We start from the raw sequence: 16470 nt of genomic DNA on the forward strand, positions 1-16470 counted from the left end.
CGACGGCTTTGCATTCACCGAAACCCGACAAAAAAGACGGTCGGGTTTCGGCGTCGCGCTGCGCACGAGCTTTGAAGCCTTGTTCAACGGGACGGCTTTTCTGAATGTGCCGAACATGCAAGTGCACTGCAGTAAGGCCAGCAGCAGCGCCTCAGTGCGCAGCCTACTGGGGCTTAGTGAGCTTCATCGCCTGCTCACTTGCGTGCGATGAGTCATTACCAGTTCCAAGCCCGCCCGGCAGCGAGGTTCCAGTCGTTTCGCCATTCAAGAAAACCTGCCCGTTCGAATTCACATGCAACGTTCGGCGTAAAGCCGACAACAGACTCGACCATCCGTTTTGTCGAGTCTGTTGAGTCAATGTGGATTTCAAAAAGGGACTTACAGGTTTTCTGGCGAGGGACTGGAATTCGCGCCGGGTGGGCGCAAAAACAGTATCTGACTGGAGCTCGCGCCGGTTGGGCGCAAAAACCGCATGTAACCGCAATTACTGCCTGCGCGTGACCAGCTCCAGATTCAACCCAATACGCTGCCATTGCTCAAACTCGGTTTCCAGGCTGTATTGGGTCAACGGGTGATCCAGCAACCAATTTTTGGGCACGCTAAGCTGTACCCCTTGCTCCTGCAGTTTCACCCTCAGTTCTGGCAAGGCTTCAACTTCGCGGCGACGAAGGAACAGTGCCGCCAGTCGCAAGCACATGGGTGCCGCCCACTGAATCGCTGTATTTGCAATTTCACTGACTTTGCCCAGCTTGCCGTTGTGGGCTAGCACCCAAGTAGACAGTAGCAACTGCTCGCGTTTCGAGAAGCCGGGCATGTCTGCATTACTTAGAATGTACGCGGCGTGCTTGTGGTGCCCGTTGTGGCCGATGGAAAGGCCAATTTCATGCAACATGGCAGCCCACCTCAACATGGGCAACTGTCTTTTCAACAAAGGTTGCTGTTTCAGCAGTTGACTGAACAGCATTTCTGCAAGAACTTTGACTTTCTCGGCGTGTTGCGTATCAATTTTGTAACGATGCAAAAATTGCGCAACGGTAATTTCCCGCATGTCGTCATTGTGTTGCCGGCCCAGCATGTCGTAAAGCAAACCTTGGCGCAATGCGCCGTCGGTCACATCCATGTGTTCCAGTTCCAGTTCCTCGAACACGGCGCTCATCACAGCCAGCCCTCCGGGCATCATGGGCAGGCGGTCTGGCTTCAGGCCTTCCAGCGTTACTTGGTCCAAATGACCCGCCGCGGTGACGTGTTCTCGGATCAGCCGCAATCCTTCCGCCGAAATGCCATGTTCGGTGAATCCGTTGGCCACGCAGATTTCTGCCAAGGCACGGGCTGTACCCGATGAACCAATGGCATGGGTCCAACCCTTGTCAATCATTTGGCGACGCAGCACCGCCACTTCCTTGCGGGCTGCCATCACGGCATTTTTCATCGCCTTGGGTTGGATACTGCCATCTGCGAAATACTGTTGCGCCGTGCTCACACAACCGATGTATAGGCTTTCCATCACATCGGGTTCGTAGTCATCGCCAATGATGAATTCGGTGGAGCCACCACCGATGTCCACGACCAGGCGTTTGCCCTGGCCAATGGGCAATTGGTGTGCCACACCGCAGTACACCAGGCGAGCTTCTTCAACGCCGGAAATGACGTCGATCGGAAATCCGAGGGCTTCTTCTGCTTTGGCAATGAATTCAGAGGCGTTGCGGGCCACCCGCACTGCGTTGGTGGCTACTGCCCTTACTTCGCTCGGCTTGAAGGAGCGCAGGCGTTCCCCAAAGCGGCTGAGGGCATTCAGTGCGCGTTCTTGGCTGGCTTCATCCAGCTGCTTGTGCTCATTCAGGCCAGCCCCCAATCGGACGGGTTCCCTCAAGGAATCGATGATGTAAATTTGGGATTGCTTGTTCAGCTCTTCAACGCGGGCAACAATCATGCGAAAACTGCTGGAACCCATGTCGACGGCTGCAATTAACTGGCGAGGCTTGGACATTGTGTGTGCTGTGTTTCAGGTCAGGCGCTAGGATGCCACAAATGAGACCCCCTGGCTTTGTTTGTATCCATTTGAACACTTTCAAATGTTTGTCACAATTTTGAAATACCATCCACGGTATCTAATCCAAACTTGGAGTTTTCCTTGAAAGTTGCCGCTGTCCTCGACGTTGCACCCAACAAAGACCTGTACCTGAACAGGGAACTGGGCGTATTGGCTTTTAACCGCCGCGTGCTGGCCATGGCCGAGGATGAAAGCGTACCTTTGCTGGAACGGCTTAAATACCTGTGTATTGTGTCCAGCAACATGGATGAGTTTTTCGAAATTCGTGTGTCGGGTCTGCAGGAGCAAATTCGTCAAAATCCCGATTTCAGGGACAAGGACGGATTGAGTGCACTTGAAACTCTCCACCGGGTTTCAGCTGTATCCCAGGAAATTGTGGAACTTCAGTATCGCCTTTTCAATGATTCCGTATTGCCTGCCATGCGGGAGCAGGGCATTGCACTAATGACCCTGGCCACCTGGAATGAAGAGCAGGCGCATTGGGCGCGGCAGTACTTCCGCAATGAAGTGCTGCCTGTGCTGACACCGATTGGCCTGGACCCCGCACATCCGTTCCCCCGCGTGTTGAACAAGTCACTGAACTTCGCAGTGGAGTTGACTGGTCACGATGCGTTTGGTCGAGCATCCAATGTGGCCATTGTGCAGGCCCCACGCGCATTGCCACGCCTGATCCGGATGCCATCCAACCTGTCGGGCTATGAACATGGCTTCGTCATGTTGACCTCTATTCTGCAAGCCTTCATTCCCGAGTTGTTTCCCGGCATGGAAGTGCATGGTGTGTACCAGTTCCGGGTCACACGCAACAGCGACCTGTATGTGGATGAGGAGGAAATCACCAACTTGCGTGTGGCTTTGCAAGGTGAATTGTCGCAACGGCATTTCGGTGATGCAGTTCGCCTGGAGGTGTCTGACCAAACGTCGCCTGACATGACAGCGCGTTTGCTTAAGGAATTCGGCTTGCCCGAGCAGGCGCTGTACCGCGTAAACGGCCCAGTCAACCTGGTGCGTTTGATGCAATTGCCGGATTGGGTCGACCGCCCGGACCTGAAGTTCACGCCGTTTACGCCGGGCCTGCCAGACGCATTGGCCAAACAGTCCGACATCTTCAAGGCCATTCAAAAAGGCGATGTGCTGTTGCATCACCCTTACCAAAGTTTCAGCCCGGTGCTTGAGTTCATCAAACGGGCGGCAACTGATCCGGAGGTGGTAGCCATCAAGCAAACCATTTACCGCACAGGTACTGAATCGGTGCTGATGGAAAGCCTGCTTGCAGCAGCACGCAGCGGCAAGGAAGTGACCGTGGTGCTTGAGTTGATGGCGCGGTTTGACGAAGAGGCCAACATCAACTGGGCTTCGAAGCTGGAACGTGTTGGGGCCCACGTGGTGTACGGTGTAGTGGGGCAGAAAACCCACGCAAAAATGCTGATGGTTGTTCGCCGGGAGAAAACGGAAACAGGCAAGGTGGTGCTTCGCCGTTATGTGCACCTAGGTACAGGCAACTACCACCCGAAAACCGCGCGTTTGTACACCGACTTTGGTTTGTTCTCCTGTGATGAAGCGCTGGGGCAGGATGTGCACGAGGTTTTCAATCACCTTACCGGCCTTGGTCGTGCACGCAAGTTGAACAAGATCTGGAATTCACCGTTCAATCTTCACAGCAACGTGGTGCAGTCGGTTCGCAAGGAAGCGGAGCTGGCCAGGGCTGGCAAGAAGTGCCGCATCATGGCGCGCATGAACGCCTTGCTTGAACCGCATTTGATCAATGAGCTTTATGCCGCTTCGCAAGCGGGTGTGAAAATTGACCTGATTGTTCGAGGCGTGTGTGCCTTGCGCCCTGGTGTGGCAGGCCTGAGCGACAACATCACTGTGCGGTCAGTGGTGGGGCGTTTGCTGGAACACAGCCGGGTATTTTATTTCAGCAACGATGGTGAAGAAGAGGTGTTCATTTCCAGCGCCGACTGGATGGACCGAAACTTCTTCCGCCGTGTTGAACTGGCCGTTCCCATCACCGATAAAAAGCTGAAAAAGCGTGTGATTGACGAGGGTTTGAAAGCCTTGCTGGCGGACAACATTCTGGCTTGGGTGATGGATGCGCAAGGAAACTACACCCGTAAAAAGCCGACCGGCGCACGCCGGGTGAATTCGCAGGTTTACCTGTTGAGTTCTTTGTCTACCAACTTCAGCGGACAGAACGAACCCACTTCAACCAGTCTTCCCTGAATCGGTGAAACAGTGGGAACTGTGTATTGATTGAGCGCAACTGAGGTTTCCTTTTGATACTGTTTAAGGAAACCTCGATGACAACCATTTCAAATGTTGGCGTGCAGTCTGTTAGCAACACCGATTCAAGCGCTTCATCCCGTCAGGGTTCGTCTCGTCATTCCGCGAGCCTTGGTCAAATTTTGAAAACAGCCGGTGTCTTGGCCTTGGCTTTGAGCGGCGGTGCGCAAGCCCGACCGATGGACAGTTTTTCCCACGCCCGAAATTTGAATCAGGATGGAAACGGTGGCGATTACCACTCACCGTATGGCTACAAAACGCTGTGCGAGTCCGGCATCATTGATCACTATGCCAAAGGCATGAGTTATGAAGATTGCCTGGTCGAAGAAAATACCGCGATCGATAAGATAAAGGACAGCAAACCGCTCGCTCTGCTGAAACGGTGTTACACCGGCAGCGGAAGCTTGTCCGGGGCATTGACGGGGGTCAGCCTGGCGTCGTTGATTGGATGCACAGGGCCTGGCGCAGTGATGTCGGCTATTTCTATTTCCCTGGCAGGGGTGGCTTTGCTGCCCACCACCATCTGTGGTGGTGTTTATGCCACCATCAGAAGTCGTATTCGTGACAGCCGCGAAGAGGCCGATGATTGCTGCAAGCACTTTCCGACACTGGCTGTAGTTCAGGCCAATGAAGCAAAAGCTGCCGCCAATAACACCGCCACTGGGGCTGGGCCAGCTGCTTCCAATACCAGTCAGGCGCTTGTGCCCGCAGCGGCGGTTCAATCTTCAAACGAAACAGCAACCGTTCATCCAGTCGCATCAATAACGTTGCCTAAAATCCCCAACTCGACCAGCACACAACAGGTTAAAACATTGTCGAATTCCACCACGGTTACCACGGTGACCACAGTGACCAACACCACGGTGAGCCATCACCCAAAACCTTGAGTTCGGAGACTCCCCATGAAGAGCGTCCGTAACAATTAGTGATTGAATGAATCGGGGGGTTATCGCCTGCGGACTTCAAACACGCCGTTGATTTCCAGTAGGTGCGACAGTGCGGCGCGCAACTGCTCGCCGCTGCTGACCTCTGCGGTGAATTGCATTTTGGCCACGCCGCGCTGGGTTTCGGTTTGCACACCGATGACATTGATTTTGTCTTTTGAAAACACTTCGGTGATGTCGCGCAGCAGGCCCTGCCTGTCATTGGCTGCCACTGAAATGTCCACAGGGTAATGAAGGCCTGACGATTCTCCCCAAGTGGTTTCAATCAGTCTTTCAGGCTGGCGGCGCATGACTTCAGCCAGGTTTGAACAACCCAGACGGTGAATAGACACGCCTTTGCCTCGGGTGACAAATCCGATAATTGGATCGGGTGGGGCAGGGCGGCAGCAGCGTGCGAGGTTGGTCATCAGCGTACTGACGCCAACTACGAGCACACCTGATTCTTTTCCTGCCGTGTTACCCAACGAGCCAGGCCTGCGCTTGTTGAGAATTTCAATCTGTTCTTCTTCGGACAGGGGGCCGCCGGGCTGCTGTTCACTGCGCAGCGCATTCTCAATTACACGTGGGCGTATTTCTTCACGGGCCAGTGCCACGTAAAGGTCGTCGGGTTTTTCATACCCCAGTTTTTGAGCCAGTAATTCAAGATTTTGCGCGGTTTGACCTATGCGTTGCAATTCGCGTTCGACGATTGCGCGGCCCCGCTCCAGCGTTTCCTTGCGTTCCTGTTGTGCAAACCACTGCTTGACCTTTTGGCGAGCCCTGTGGCTGATGAGGTACTTCTGCGTGGGGTTCAACCAGTCACGCGATGGTCCGGTTGCAGCGTCGCCTCGTGCACTGACAATTTCAACGGTTTGGCCGTTGTCCAGCGCGGTATTCAACTGAACCATTTGCCCGTTCACTTTGGCGCCACGACAACGGTGACCAAGCTCGGTGTGTACGTGGTAAGCAAAATCAAGTGGTGTGCTTCCAGTAGGAAGTTCAACCACTTTGGCCTGGGGCGTGAACACGTACACCCGGTCATTCAGGGCGCTGGTTTTCATTTCCTGGGCCCAGTCGCTGGCCTCGCCCATGGTGTCGGTCACGTCTTTTTGCCAAGCCAACAATTGGCGCAGCAAGGCAATGCGTTCTTCAAACTCGCCTTCGGCGCGGCTTTCACCGGAATAGCCGTCTTTGCCTGATTCCTTGTAGCGCCAATGCGCAGCGACACCGTACTCGGCAAACTGGTGCATGCCTTCGGTTCGAATTTGTACTTCCAGCGTTTTGCCTGTGCTGTCCTGCACCACGGTGTGCAGGCTTTGATATCCGTTGGGTTTGGGCTTGCTGATGTAGTCATCAAACTCATCGGGAATGGGGGTCCACAAATTGTGAACAATGCCCAAGGCGGTGTAGCAGTCATCGACCGAGTCTACGATGACGCGGCAGGCGCGGACGTCATACAACTTGTCAAAGCTCAAGCCCTTGCCGCGCATCTTGTTCCAGATGCTGTAAATGTGTTTGGGGCGCCCGCTGATTTCGCAGTGAATGCCGGCAAGCAACAGGTTTTCCTTGATGCTGGCCATGGCGGATTCAATAAACGCCTCACGCTCAATGCGTTTTTCATCCAACATTTTGGCCACGTTCTTGTACGTGTTGGGCTGCAAAATGCGGAACGACAAATCCTCAAGTTCCCATTTCAGTTGCCACAAGCCCAAACGATTGGCCAGCGGCGCGTACAGATCCAGTGTTTCCTGTGCATGCGACACTGCATAGGGCCAAAGCGGGCCTTTTTCGTTTTTGATGTCCTGGTGGCTCGTGAAATGCCGAAGTGTTTGAAGTCGCGAGCACAAACGGATCATGATGACGCGAATGTCTGTTGACATGGCCAACAGCATTTTGCGCAGGGTTTCAATCTGATCCGCCCAGCGCAATGTTTCAATGGTGGTGCGCGTGGCGCTGGGCCCCACCATGGATCGCATCTTGAACAGCTTGCGCAAGCTGGCAAGCATGCGGCCCACTTCGTCGCCAAACTTTTTTTCCATTTGACTTTCAAGGTGCTTGTCAAAAAACACCAAGGGGCCCAAGGCACCAGCAATTCGGGTGTTGGCGTCGGCACGCAATTCCGCCAGCAGGTCAGCAACAGCCAGCATGTGCTGAATGGCCGATTCCTGGGTGTCCAGAATGCGATCTGCGCCGTGAATGCGGGCGTAGTTCAGGGCCTCTTCAACGCGGGCCGCGTCAAACTTGTTGAGCAGCACCAACGCTGGCGCCGAGCCACTGCCTGTGTTCTCAGAACCCAATGTTGATGAAACTGAAACCATGTGTGCTTGGGTAACTTTGTTAAAGCCAGTTTAAAGCAAAAAATCACGAACAAGATGAATTTGCTCGTTCTGCACAAAAGTGGGCGCATGTCCTACGCCTTGCACTTCCACAACGCGTGCTTTGGGACCGCGTTGACGCATGTTTTCAACAGTTAGGTGGTTCAACAAATCGGAATGTTCCCCGCGAACCACCAGCGTGTCAGCCTTGATTGCATCATAGGCTGCCCACAAGGCTGCTTCATGCATCAAGGTGGTGGATTCTGACAGATTCTGGAATGCCTGCCCAATGGCGGGGTCGTAGTGGGGTATCCAGTACTGGTCTTTTTGAACCAGCACTGAATCGGTCAGCGCACTCCATTGACTTTCGGTGTGGGGCCCAAAGGGTTGAGAAATGGTGCGTATGTAATTGCGTGCTTCGTCAAGGGTTTGAAATTGAACCGGTTTTCCGACGTATTCGCCGATGCGTTGCAATGCATTGAAGTTCAGGGTGGGACCGACATCGTTCAAGATCAGTTTTCGAATCGGGTTGTTGGGCAAGCAGGCGTAACCCATGCCAATCAAGCCACCCATGGAGGTGCCAAACCAGTCCAGCACTTCAGGGTTCAAACGGGCGACCAGTGCCACGCAGGCGCTGACATAGGTGGATACCGCATACAGGGCCGGGTCGGGCAGCCAGTCGGATGCACCGCGCCCCGGCATGTCTGCGGCCACCACTCGCAAATCCTTTCCAAGGTCTTGGGCCATAGCGTCGAAATCGGCACTGCTGCGGGTCAGACCATGTACGCACAACAACACATGTGGGTTGTCGGGGTCTCCCCATTCGCGGTAGGCTAGTTGATGTAGACCTTGTGGGCTTAACCATTGGACCTTGTGCAAGCGCGCTGTCAGCATTGTTCAATACCCTCCGTTTAATTGTTGCTTTCAGTATTTCAGAGTTTATTCATTGAAAGAGGTTCATCTGTGGATTTTAAGAGCATGAATGCATTGGTCACCGGTTCGACCAGTGGGATTGGCTTGGGGATTGCCCAACGTCTGGCCGCCAAGGGCATGAATGTCATGCTCAACGGTTTTGGTACACCGGAGCAAATTGAGGCGGCCAAGGAAAGTATTTCGTCTCTGGGTGTTCGTGTGGGTTATCACGGCGCAGACCTGAGCAAACCTGCAGAAATTGAAGACCTTGTAAGAAGTACCGAAGAATTGTTTGGCCGCGTGGATGTGTTGGTGAACAACGCCGGCATTCAACATGTTTCGCCGGTAGAGAGTTTTGACCCCGCCAGGTGGGATGCTGTGATTGCAATCAACCTGAGTGCCGCATTTCACACCACGCGCCTGGTGCTGCCCAACATGCAATCCCGAAACTGGGGGCGCATTGTGAACATTGCTTCCGCGCATGGCTTGGTGGCGTCAGCCAACAAATCCGCCTATGTGGCTGCCAAGCACGGTGTGGTGGGTTTCACCAAAGTGGTGGCTTTGGAAAATGCCAAAACGGGTGTGACTTGCAATGCTGTATGCCCGGGTTGGGTACTGACCCCGCTAGTGCAGGCACAGGTTGATGCACGCGCGCACAAAGAGGGCATCACGATTGAAGAAGCCAAGATCAATTTGTTGAGTGAAAAGCAACCTTCCCAGGAATTTGTGACGCCTGAACAGTTGGGAGGTTTGGTGGTGTTCCTTTGCTCGGAAGATGCAAATGAAGTGCGTGGTGTGGCGTGGAACATGGATGGTGGTTGGGTGGCGCAATAAGCGGCTTGCTCGTTACGCGCAGTGTGTTTGCTTCTTGTTTAGCCTACCCAGCGTGGCTTACCCATTCCGCACTGCTGGGGAGGCCTTGAAGAAGCCTGTTCGGGCGCGTAGGAGGTATTTAAGCCACGCAATGGCGCACCAACTCAGCAGGTGTATCGACTCGCGTCGTGCACTGCGCATTTGCCACCATTTGGAGTCAGATCCAGATCTAGGTCCACCGCGCTGGTGTGCAGTCAACCACCACGGTTCGTCCATGCACACCCGCGCGATGATTCACTGTCAGGTTCAGCCCATTCAGCAGCGATTTTCCAATCGTTCCGCCATTCAAGAAAACCTGCCCGTTTTAATTCACACGCCACGTTCGGCGATCAGCCGACAACACACTCGACCGTCTCTTTTGTCGAGTGTGTTGAGTCAGTGTGAATTCAAAAAGGGATTAACAGGTTTTCAGGCGGGCGATTGGAATTCGCGCTAAATGAGCATCAAAACCGCTACAGTGACTGTATTCGCGCTGAATGGGCACATGACAACTTGGTGGTCAGTCCACGCGCTGAATGGTCACTGAAACTTCAAGGCTTTCCTGCCCACCCCCGGTTCGTATGCCACGAACCGGCGACGCACCCGTGAAGTCTTTGCCCACAGCAAGCCTGCAATGGTTGCCCCGCACCAAGGCCTTGTGCGTGGCGTCCACCCCAAGCCATTGTCCCCGGTCTTTGTCAAACACTTCAACCCAGGCATGGCTGTCGTGCTGTTCAACATTCGGATTAAAAAAGTAGCCGCTGACATATCGGGCAGGAATTCCATGGGCGCGCAGACAGGCCAGCATTACATGGGAGTGATCCTGACATACCCCTTGTCCGTTCTCGAAGGCCTCCAGCGCCGAGTCTGCCACTGTCGTGCTTCCCTTGGTATAGGCCACGCGGTCTGCCACAGCGTTGGCCAGTGTCAGCACACGGTGATCAAATGGGATATTTGTGTCGGTCACAAAACTGGCGAAGTCTTTCATTTCGTCATTGAAGCCGGTCAGCGCGGTGGCGGGGGTGTAAACCAGCGGATTCAGTGTGTCGCTGACGGCTGGCAAGTAGCCACCTTGCAGTTCATCAATTTCAACATGGCCACAGGACAGAACGCTGAGTTCCCGGTGTTGCTGATTCACCGAGAAGGTCAGAACCGTGTTGCCATAATGATCCTGTGCGCTGTGTTGCCGCGCAGGTGTTTTGACTTTCCAGTCCAGTATTCGCTGGCTGTAATCCTGTTGCGGTGTCAAACGCACGTGCTGAATGCTGTACAGCACGGGCCAGGTGTAGCTGTAGGCTGTGTGGTGTTGAATGCGCAGTCTCATGCCTCAAGCGGCACCAGGAAGTCTTTGCTGATGCGGTTGCCCAGGTCATTGACGCGTTCCAGGAAATTGGTGAGGTATGCGTGCAAGCCCATTTGCAAAATGTCGTCAATCTGACTGTACAGCAACTCTGCTCGCAGCTTTCCGGCACGCCGCTCGGTGTTGGCCGAGTAGTCGTTGCTGATCATTTCGAGGTTGATGCACACTTCGTTCAATGAAGCCAGCAATGAACGTGGCATGTCGTCTCGAAGGATCAACAGTTCCGCAACACGATCTGGTGTAATCACATCCCGGTAAACTTTGCGGTAGGTTTCAAATGCTGACACGGAACGCAAAATTGCCGCCCAGTGGTAATAATCGGCATGTGGGTCGGCCGTACTTAAATTGGCCAGTGGACTGAATGGCATGCTGTGGAATTTCACATCCAGCAAGCGCGCGGTGTTGTCAGCGCGCTCCAGAAAGGTGCCCAAACGGATGAAGCGGAAGGCATCGTCTTTCAGCATGGTGCCAATGGTTACCCCGCGTGACAAATGGCTACGAAACTTTACCCATTCGAAAAACTCGGACGGGTCGCGTTCAACCGTGCCGTCAGCCAACACCTTTTTCAATTCAAGCCAGGTGGTGTTGTTGGTTTCCCAAACTTCGGTCGTCAATGCGCCCCGCACAGCCCGCGCGTTTTCACGTGCGCCTTGCAGGCAGCAATAAATGCTTGATGGGTTGGTGGGGTCTTTGACCATGAAATCGATCACCGCCTCGGCGCTCACATCGTCGTGACGCTTTGCAAAGGCTTCGGTCAGTTCGCAGATCGACAACATGGCACGCCAGCCTTGTTCAGCATTTTCTGCATCCTGTGGAAGCAGGGCGGTTTGCACATTCACATCCAGCATGCGTGCGGTATTTTCGGCGCGTTCAATGTAACGGGCCATCCAGAACAAATGGTCAGCAGTTCTACTCAGCATATTTGCTCCTTATCGTTCCAATACCCAGGTGTCTTTGGTGCCGCCACCCTGGCTGCTGTTCACCACCAGTGATCCTTCGCGCAAGGCCACGCGGCTCAAACCGCCCGGAATCAGGCTGACCTTGCTGCCTGATAACACAAAGGGCCGAAGGTCAATGTGGCGGGGTGCAAGCCCTGATTCCACAAAGGTGGGGCAGGTGGACAGCGCCAAAGTGGGTTGCGCGATGAATTTCGCCGGATCTGAAATCAGTTTTTGGCGGAAATCCTCGATTTGTTCTTTTGTTGAGGCAGGTCCAACCAGCATGCCGTAGCCGCCTGCACCATGCACTTCTTTCACTACCAGTTCAGGCAGTTTGGACAGCACCTCTTTCAAGTGCTCGGGCTTGCGACACTGCCAGGTAGGCACGTTCTTGATGATGGGCTCTTCACTCAGGTAAAAGCGGATCATGTCTGGCACGTAAGGGTAAATGGATTTGTCATCGGCCACACCGGTGCCAATTGCATTGGCCAGGGTCACGTTACCGGCGCGGTACACTGACAGCAAACCGGGAACGCCCAATTGGGAGTCTTCGCGGAATGCAAGCGGATCCAGGAAATCATCGTCGAGCCTGCGATAAATGACATCCACCCGTTTGGGGCCTTGAGTAGTGCGCATGTACAGCACTTCCTCATCCACAAACATGTCTTTGCCTTCCACCAGTTCGATGCCCATTTGCTGGGCCAGAAAGGCGTGTTCAAAATAGGCGGAGTTGTACATTCCGGGGGTCAGCAACACGACTGTGGGGTCGGTGCTGTTTTGCGGCGACACCGAGCGCAGGTTTTCCAGCAGGTTATCGGGGTAATGTTCAACCGGTGCCACGCGATTGCGGGCAAACAATTCCGGGAAAAGGCGCATCATCATTTTGCGGTTTTCAAGCATGTAGCTCACACCAGAAGGCACGCGCAGGTTGTCTTCCAGCACGTAAAACTCGCCTTCACCAGCACGCACCACGTCCACACCGGCAATGTGGGCATAAATGTCGCCCGCCACTTTCACACCCTGCATTTCAGGGCGGTATTGTTCGTTGTTGAAAATCTGTTCGGGCGGAATCAGGCCAGTGGCCAGAATTTTCTGCTCGTTGTAGATGTCTTTCAAAAACATGTTCAATGCTTGAACACGTTGGCGAAGGCCTGCTTCCAGTATTTTCCATTCGGCCGCAGTGATCACGCGGGGCACGATGTCAAATGGAATCAGTCTTTCAGTTCCTGACTCCTCGCCATACACCGCAAAGGTAATTCCTACCCTGCGGAATATGAGGTCGGCTTCTGCGCGCTTGTTCTGCAAACGCTCCGGGGCCTGGTGTTCAAGCCAGCGTGAGAAATCCTGGTAGTGGTGGCGCACTTCGCCGCCAGAAGTGTTCATTTCATCGAAGGGGATTGCTGACATAAGTTGATTGTTCCTGTTCTGTATGGGTTGTGAGTAACAAGAAGCATGCCAAGCCCCCGCAGATGGATTGTGACGCGCTTGAATGTAAAGTTAACAGTCTCAGGGTGCTTTCGCACTGTTTTCGTGCGTATGCCAGTAGCGTCGGCGGGTTTCCGCTGCGAGGGTCACACTGGGAGTGGCCTCTTTATACTGGAAATGCCATTTCATTGCACCATTTTGGGCCGTGTTGTACACATCAATGTCCATTGAATTAAATCGGGTGATCACTTGCAGGTGAGGATGGCCAAACTGGTTTTGCCATCCGGCTTGAATAAGGGCGATTTCAGGTTGAACTGCTTCCAGAAATGGTTCAGTCGACGAAGTTTTTGAACCGTGGTGTGGTGCAACCAGCACCCTGGACTGAAGCAGATGGGCGCCGTGCGTAGTCAGCAATTGCATTTCCGAAATGGCCTCAATGTCACCGGTCAACAGCACACTGTGTGTTGCCGTGCTGATTTTCAATACGCAGCTTTGATTGTTTTTTGCCAGCAGTTTTGAGGGTGCATGTTGGTCCGCATTGATTGGAATGGGATCAAAGCGCACTCCGTCCCAAATCCATCCTGTCATGTGGTGGCAATCATGCACTTTACTTTTCTGAAGCCTGGCCTGTTGATTCAATGGGTGCGTACTGACAACTGATGATATGAATGTCACGGGCGGTGCCTTTAAAAGCATCAGGGGCGCTCCGCCTGAATGGTCTGCATCGTCATGCGACAGCATGAACACATCGGGCTTTTTGTAGCCATGGGCTGCAAGCCAGGGAAGCAACACTCGCCGGGCGGAATTGGAGCGGTCATTGAAGGCGGGCCCTGCATCGTAAATCAACAGGTGCCGGTGGGTTTGAATGGCGATGGCCGTGCCTTGGCCCACGTCCATCAATGTCATCCAGAAATCGTTTTCAGCAGGGCGGGGCGCCGGCCATGCCAGCATTGCAACCAGAGCCAAGCCAATCCATCGGCTGACAAGGCCCGGTGGCAAAAGCAGCACAAGGCAGCCCAGTGCAACCACTGTGTTGATCCACAATGGTTGATTGTGAACAGGCAGTGCAGCCCAGCTCAATTCATTGAGCACACCAAGCCATTTGCGTTGTACCTGCAGGCTGTCGGCTGCCAACTGTATTGCCCATGTGTGTTGGAACAGCCCGCCCAGCAATGCCAGTGGGGTGCTGACAAAACTCATCCAGGGAATCGAGAGGGCATTGGCCACCGGGCTGACTAACGATTGCTGGTTGAACAAGATGGCGCAAGGCAGAATAAGGCCCACAGTCACAGCGTATTGCGCCTTGATTGCATTCGCCACAAATTCATGCCGCGGCTTGATGAAGTAAACATGCCCTTGTGTGACAAATATCAGAGTGGCCACGGCGCCAAATGACAACATGAAACCGGCGTCCAGCACGGCCCAGCTGTCAAAGGCCAGGGTCAGGAACAGTGCCAGGAAAAAAGTGTCCCAACTGCTTTGCAGCCCACCACGCAGTTGCCCTACGCAAAGCGCAAACAGCATGAACACCGTGCGTTGTGCAGGCACCCCCCAACCTGCTACCAGCCCATAAAGTATCGCAAACAGCAAACCGAACAGGCTGCCAGCCAACGTCGCGGGAACCCGCAGGCAAAGCGAACTCGAGCGGCGCCAAAGGTTGCTAGCGAGTTTGCCGGCCAACATGGCAAACAAGGTGATGTGAAGGCCGGAAATTGCCACCAAGTGCGCGATGCCGGTGGTGTTGAACATGTCGCGGTCTTCTGGTGAAATCAACCCTTGATCACCCACAACCATGGCCAGTACCAATGCCTGTTCTGGGTGACCTTGCAGCGTGTCGATGATCCAGTTGGCAATGTGTAATCGAAGTTGCTCCATCCAGATCAAAGGGCTCCAGCTTGCAGGTGTGGGTATGAATTGAATACCGCCCTTGAGCTGCGCCGTGCCCGCAATTCGATTGGCAAACCAATGCCGGTGTACATCAAAGCCTTCCAGTTGCAAGGTGCCTTTCGGTGGTTTGATGCGCAGTGCAGCTCGAAACTGTTGGCTCGGTGTGACTTCGCGATAAAGATCAGCGTTTTCAACAAACAGTTGCAGACGCGCATCGGGTTTCAGGCATTTACTGGTTTTTTGTACATCGAAGGGCGTGTGCTCGATTAACCAGGTTTGCGCCCCTTTGTCCCGAAAGGTTTTTTCGACCAAGCGAAACTCAGACTCCATACTTTGCTTGTTGCAGTTCAATGGAACCTGTTGCTGTTGATGGGCTGCTGCCTGAATGCCAGCGGTGGTTTGCGCGCATGCAAAGGCGGCCAACAGGCAAATGGCTTGCTGTGTTCTGGAATGGCAAATGCCGCCTTGCTTCGCCAGCAGGGTCAGTGCGAGGGCCCAGCAGGCTATTAATGGAACGGTTGGCCCACCACTTACCTGGTTCAATGTGTGCCAAATGGCGGGCAGGTCAGTTTGGCTGTGAAACAACAACAAACTGAGCAGGTAAGCCAGGCTGAACAGGGATAGGGAGGGCAAAGGCGAAGCAATTCAGTAACAGATAGCCTCGAAGAGTGCAGTAAGCCTTGCTGGAACACCAATGGTGATGGCCTGCGGGTGACTGGGCCGGTTAACTTGAGTGGATTAGGTTGAGTGGATTAGGGCGGGCAAGGCTCGCACTGCGTTGGCTTGGCTAATTCTTGAAAGCTCGTTCAAAGAAACATTGCGAAGTTCTGCAATGGTTTGAGCGATGCGCGGCAAATGTTCAGGCGCGTTGCGCTGTTTGTTAATCCATTCCGGCGCGATATCGGGGCCATCGGTTTCCAATACTAGGGCGTGTTCAGGAAGGTCTTTGGCCAATCGCCGCAATTGCAGGGCGCGCGTGAAGGTGCAGGCCCCGCCAAACCCCATGCACATGTTAAGTTTCAAAAAATGTTCAGCCTGCTGAAAACTGCCGTTGAAGGCGTGTGCAATTCCACTGCGTGGTTTGTAGATGCGCAAGCTTTTCAATACGGGGTCCAGCGCCTTTCGCACATGCATGACCAAGGGCAAATCAAAGTCGCGGGCTATTTTCAGTTGGGCATTGAAAAACATCACCTGCCTGTCCCAGTTCAAGCCAGGTACAAAGCCGTCCAGGCCGATTTCACCGATGCCGGCGAATTTCGGGTCGTTCAGTGATTCCCTGATTTTCTGTTGCAAGATTTGAAGATCATTGTCATGCGCCCGGTCCACAAACACCGGGTGTATGCCCAGGCAGTACACCGCCCCCGGTATGTCGTGGGCCAACCGCTTTACCGCATCAAAGTTGAATGCCCCTACGGCTGGTAACACAAAGCGGGTAACATTCAGAACTTGCGCACGTTGAACCACCTCCAGCCGGTCGCTGTCGTATTCAGAAGCATCAAGATGAAGGTGCGTGTCGGTCCACATACTT

Annotated in this window: 11 protein-coding genes; 3 read left to right on the forward strand and 8 right to left on the reverse strand. The window is 53.9% G+C overall.

The annotated features are described in order from the left end of the window. Window positions 1-484: 484 nt before the first annotated feature. The gene (ppx, locus tag RGQ30_RS05590; protein WP_130556860.1) at window positions 485-1987 is read right to left on the reverse strand and encodes an exopolyphosphatase; all 1503 of its coding nucleotides are present in this window, start codon (window positions 1985-1987) and stop codon (window positions 485-487) included. Between the two features lie 144 nt (window positions 1988-2131). Between ppx and ppk1 the strand changes: the two genes are divergently transcribed. Together ppk1 and RGQ30_RS05600 are read left to right on the forward strand one after the other, a co-directional pair. Then, window positions 2132-4270: a polyphosphate kinase 1 gene (gene ppk1, locus RGQ30_RS05595; protein ID WP_130556859.1), complete on the forward strand. Its 2139-nt coding sequence runs from the start codon at window positions 2132-2134 to the stop codon at window positions 4268-4270. A 77-nt stretch (window positions 4271-4347) separates the two neighbouring features. Next, window positions 4348-5217 (forward strand): hypothetical protein, encoded by an 870-nt coding sequence (locus tag RGQ30_RS05600; protein ID WP_130556858.1) that lies wholly within the window; start codon window positions 4348-4350, stop codon window positions 5215-5217. A 59-nt stretch (window positions 5218-5276) separates the two neighbouring features. Here the strand turns inward: RGQ30_RS05600 and RGQ30_RS05605 are convergent, their stop codons facing one another. Together RGQ30_RS05605 and RGQ30_RS05610 are read right to left on the reverse strand one after the other, a co-directional pair. Then, window positions 5277-7571: a RelA/SpoT family protein gene (locus RGQ30_RS05605; RefSeq protein WP_130556857.1), complete on the reverse strand. Its 2295-nt coding sequence runs from the start codon at window positions 7569-7571 to the stop codon at window positions 5277-5279. 30 nt (window positions 7572-7601) lie between these two features. Beyond that, entirely contained in the window at window positions 7602-8462 is an 861-nt protein-coding gene (locus RGQ30_RS05610; RefSeq protein WP_130556856.1) for an alpha/beta fold hydrolase, read from the reverse strand. 84 nt (window positions 8463-8546) lie between these two features. Here RGQ30_RS05610 and RGQ30_RS05615 point away from each other — a divergent pair, with 84 nt between their 5' ends. Continuing rightward, window positions 8547-9314 carry a 3-hydroxybutyrate dehydrogenase gene (locus RGQ30_RS05615; RefSeq protein WP_130556855.1) on the forward strand — a complete coding sequence of 256 codons (768 nt, stop codon included), beginning with the start codon at window positions 8547-8549 and terminating at the stop codon, window positions 9312-9314. Between the two features lie 538 nt (window positions 9315-9852). On the opposite strand, the gene RGQ30_RS05620 is transcribed toward RGQ30_RS05615, so the two are convergent. The 5 genes from RGQ30_RS05620 to RGQ30_RS05640 form a co-directional block, all read right to left on the reverse strand. Beyond that, window positions 9853-10656 carry a transglutaminase family protein gene (locus RGQ30_RS05620; RefSeq protein ID WP_130556854.1) on the reverse strand — a complete coding sequence of 268 codons (804 nt, stop codon included), beginning with the start codon at window positions 10654-10656 and terminating at the stop codon, window positions 9853-9855. After that, window positions 10653-11612, reverse strand: coding sequence for an alpha-E domain-containing protein (locus RGQ30_RS05625; protein WP_130556853.1), 960 nt, complete (start codon window positions 11610-11612; stop codon window positions 10653-10655). The genes RGQ30_RS05620 and RGQ30_RS05625 overlap by 4 nt, the downstream gene beginning before the upstream one ends. 9 nt (window positions 11613-11621) lie before the next feature. Next, entirely contained in the window at window positions 11622-13037 is a 1416-nt protein-coding gene (locus RGQ30_RS05630; RefSeq protein ID WP_130556852.1) for a circularly permuted type 2 ATP-grasp protein, read from the reverse strand. A 99-nt stretch (window positions 13038-13136) separates the two neighbouring features. Beyond that, complete coding sequence (locus tag RGQ30_RS05635; RefSeq protein WP_130556851.1) at window positions 13137-15575, reverse strand: DNA internalization-related competence protein ComEC/Rec2; 2439 nt, start codon at window positions 15573-15575, stop codon at window positions 13137-13139. A gap of 105 nt (window positions 15576-15680) precedes the next feature. Further along, window positions 15681-16466 carry a TatD family hydrolase gene (locus tag RGQ30_RS05640; RefSeq protein WP_130556850.1) on the reverse strand — a complete coding sequence of 262 codons (786 nt, stop codon included), beginning with the start codon at window positions 16464-16466 and terminating at the stop codon, window positions 15681-15683. Window positions 16467-16470: the final 4 nt, after the last annotated feature.

Source organism: Limnobacter thiooxidans (assembly GCF_036323495.1).
Taxonomy (GTDB): Bacteria; Pseudomonadota; Gammaproteobacteria; order Burkholderiales; family Burkholderiaceae_B; genus Limnobacter; species Limnobacter thiooxidans.

What these genes read in the sequence shown, in the direction of transcription:
- ppx (WP_130556860.1), bottom strand. Translation starts at nt 1,987, where the DNA reads ATGTCCAAGCCTCGCCAGTTAATTGCAGCCGTCGACATGGGTTCCAGC.
- RGQ30_RS05600 (WP_130556858.1), top strand. Translation starts at nt 4,348, where the DNA reads ATGACAACCATTTCAAATGTTGGCGTGCAGTCTGTTAGCAACACCGAT.
- RGQ30_RS05605 (WP_130556857.1), bottom strand. Translation starts at nt 7,571, where the DNA reads ATGGTTTCAGTTTCATCAACATTGGGTTCTGAGAACACAGGCAGTGGC.
- RGQ30_RS05610 (WP_130556856.1), bottom strand. Translation starts at nt 8,462, where the DNA reads ATGCTGACAGCGCGCTTGCACAAGGTCCAATGGTTAAGCCCACAAGGT.
- RGQ30_RS05615 (WP_130556855.1), top strand. Translation starts at nt 8,547, where the DNA reads ATGAATGCATTGGTCACCGGTTCGACCAGTGGGATTGGCTTGGGGATT.
- RGQ30_RS05620 (WP_130556854.1), bottom strand. Translation starts at nt 10,656, where the DNA reads ATGAGACTGCGCATTCAACACCACACAGCCTACAGCTACACCTGGCCC.
- RGQ30_RS05625 (WP_130556853.1), bottom strand. Translation starts at nt 11,612, where the DNA reads ATGCTGAGTAGAACTGCTGACCATTTGTTCTGGATGGCCCGTTACATT.
- RGQ30_RS05630 (WP_130556852.1), bottom strand. Translation starts at nt 13,037, where the DNA reads ATGTCAGCAATCCCCTTCGATGAAATGAACACTTCTGGCGGCGAAGTG.
- RGQ30_RS05640 (WP_130556850.1), bottom strand. Translation starts at nt 16,466, where the DNA reads ATGTGGACCGACACGCACCTTCATCTTGATGCTTCTGAATACGACAGC.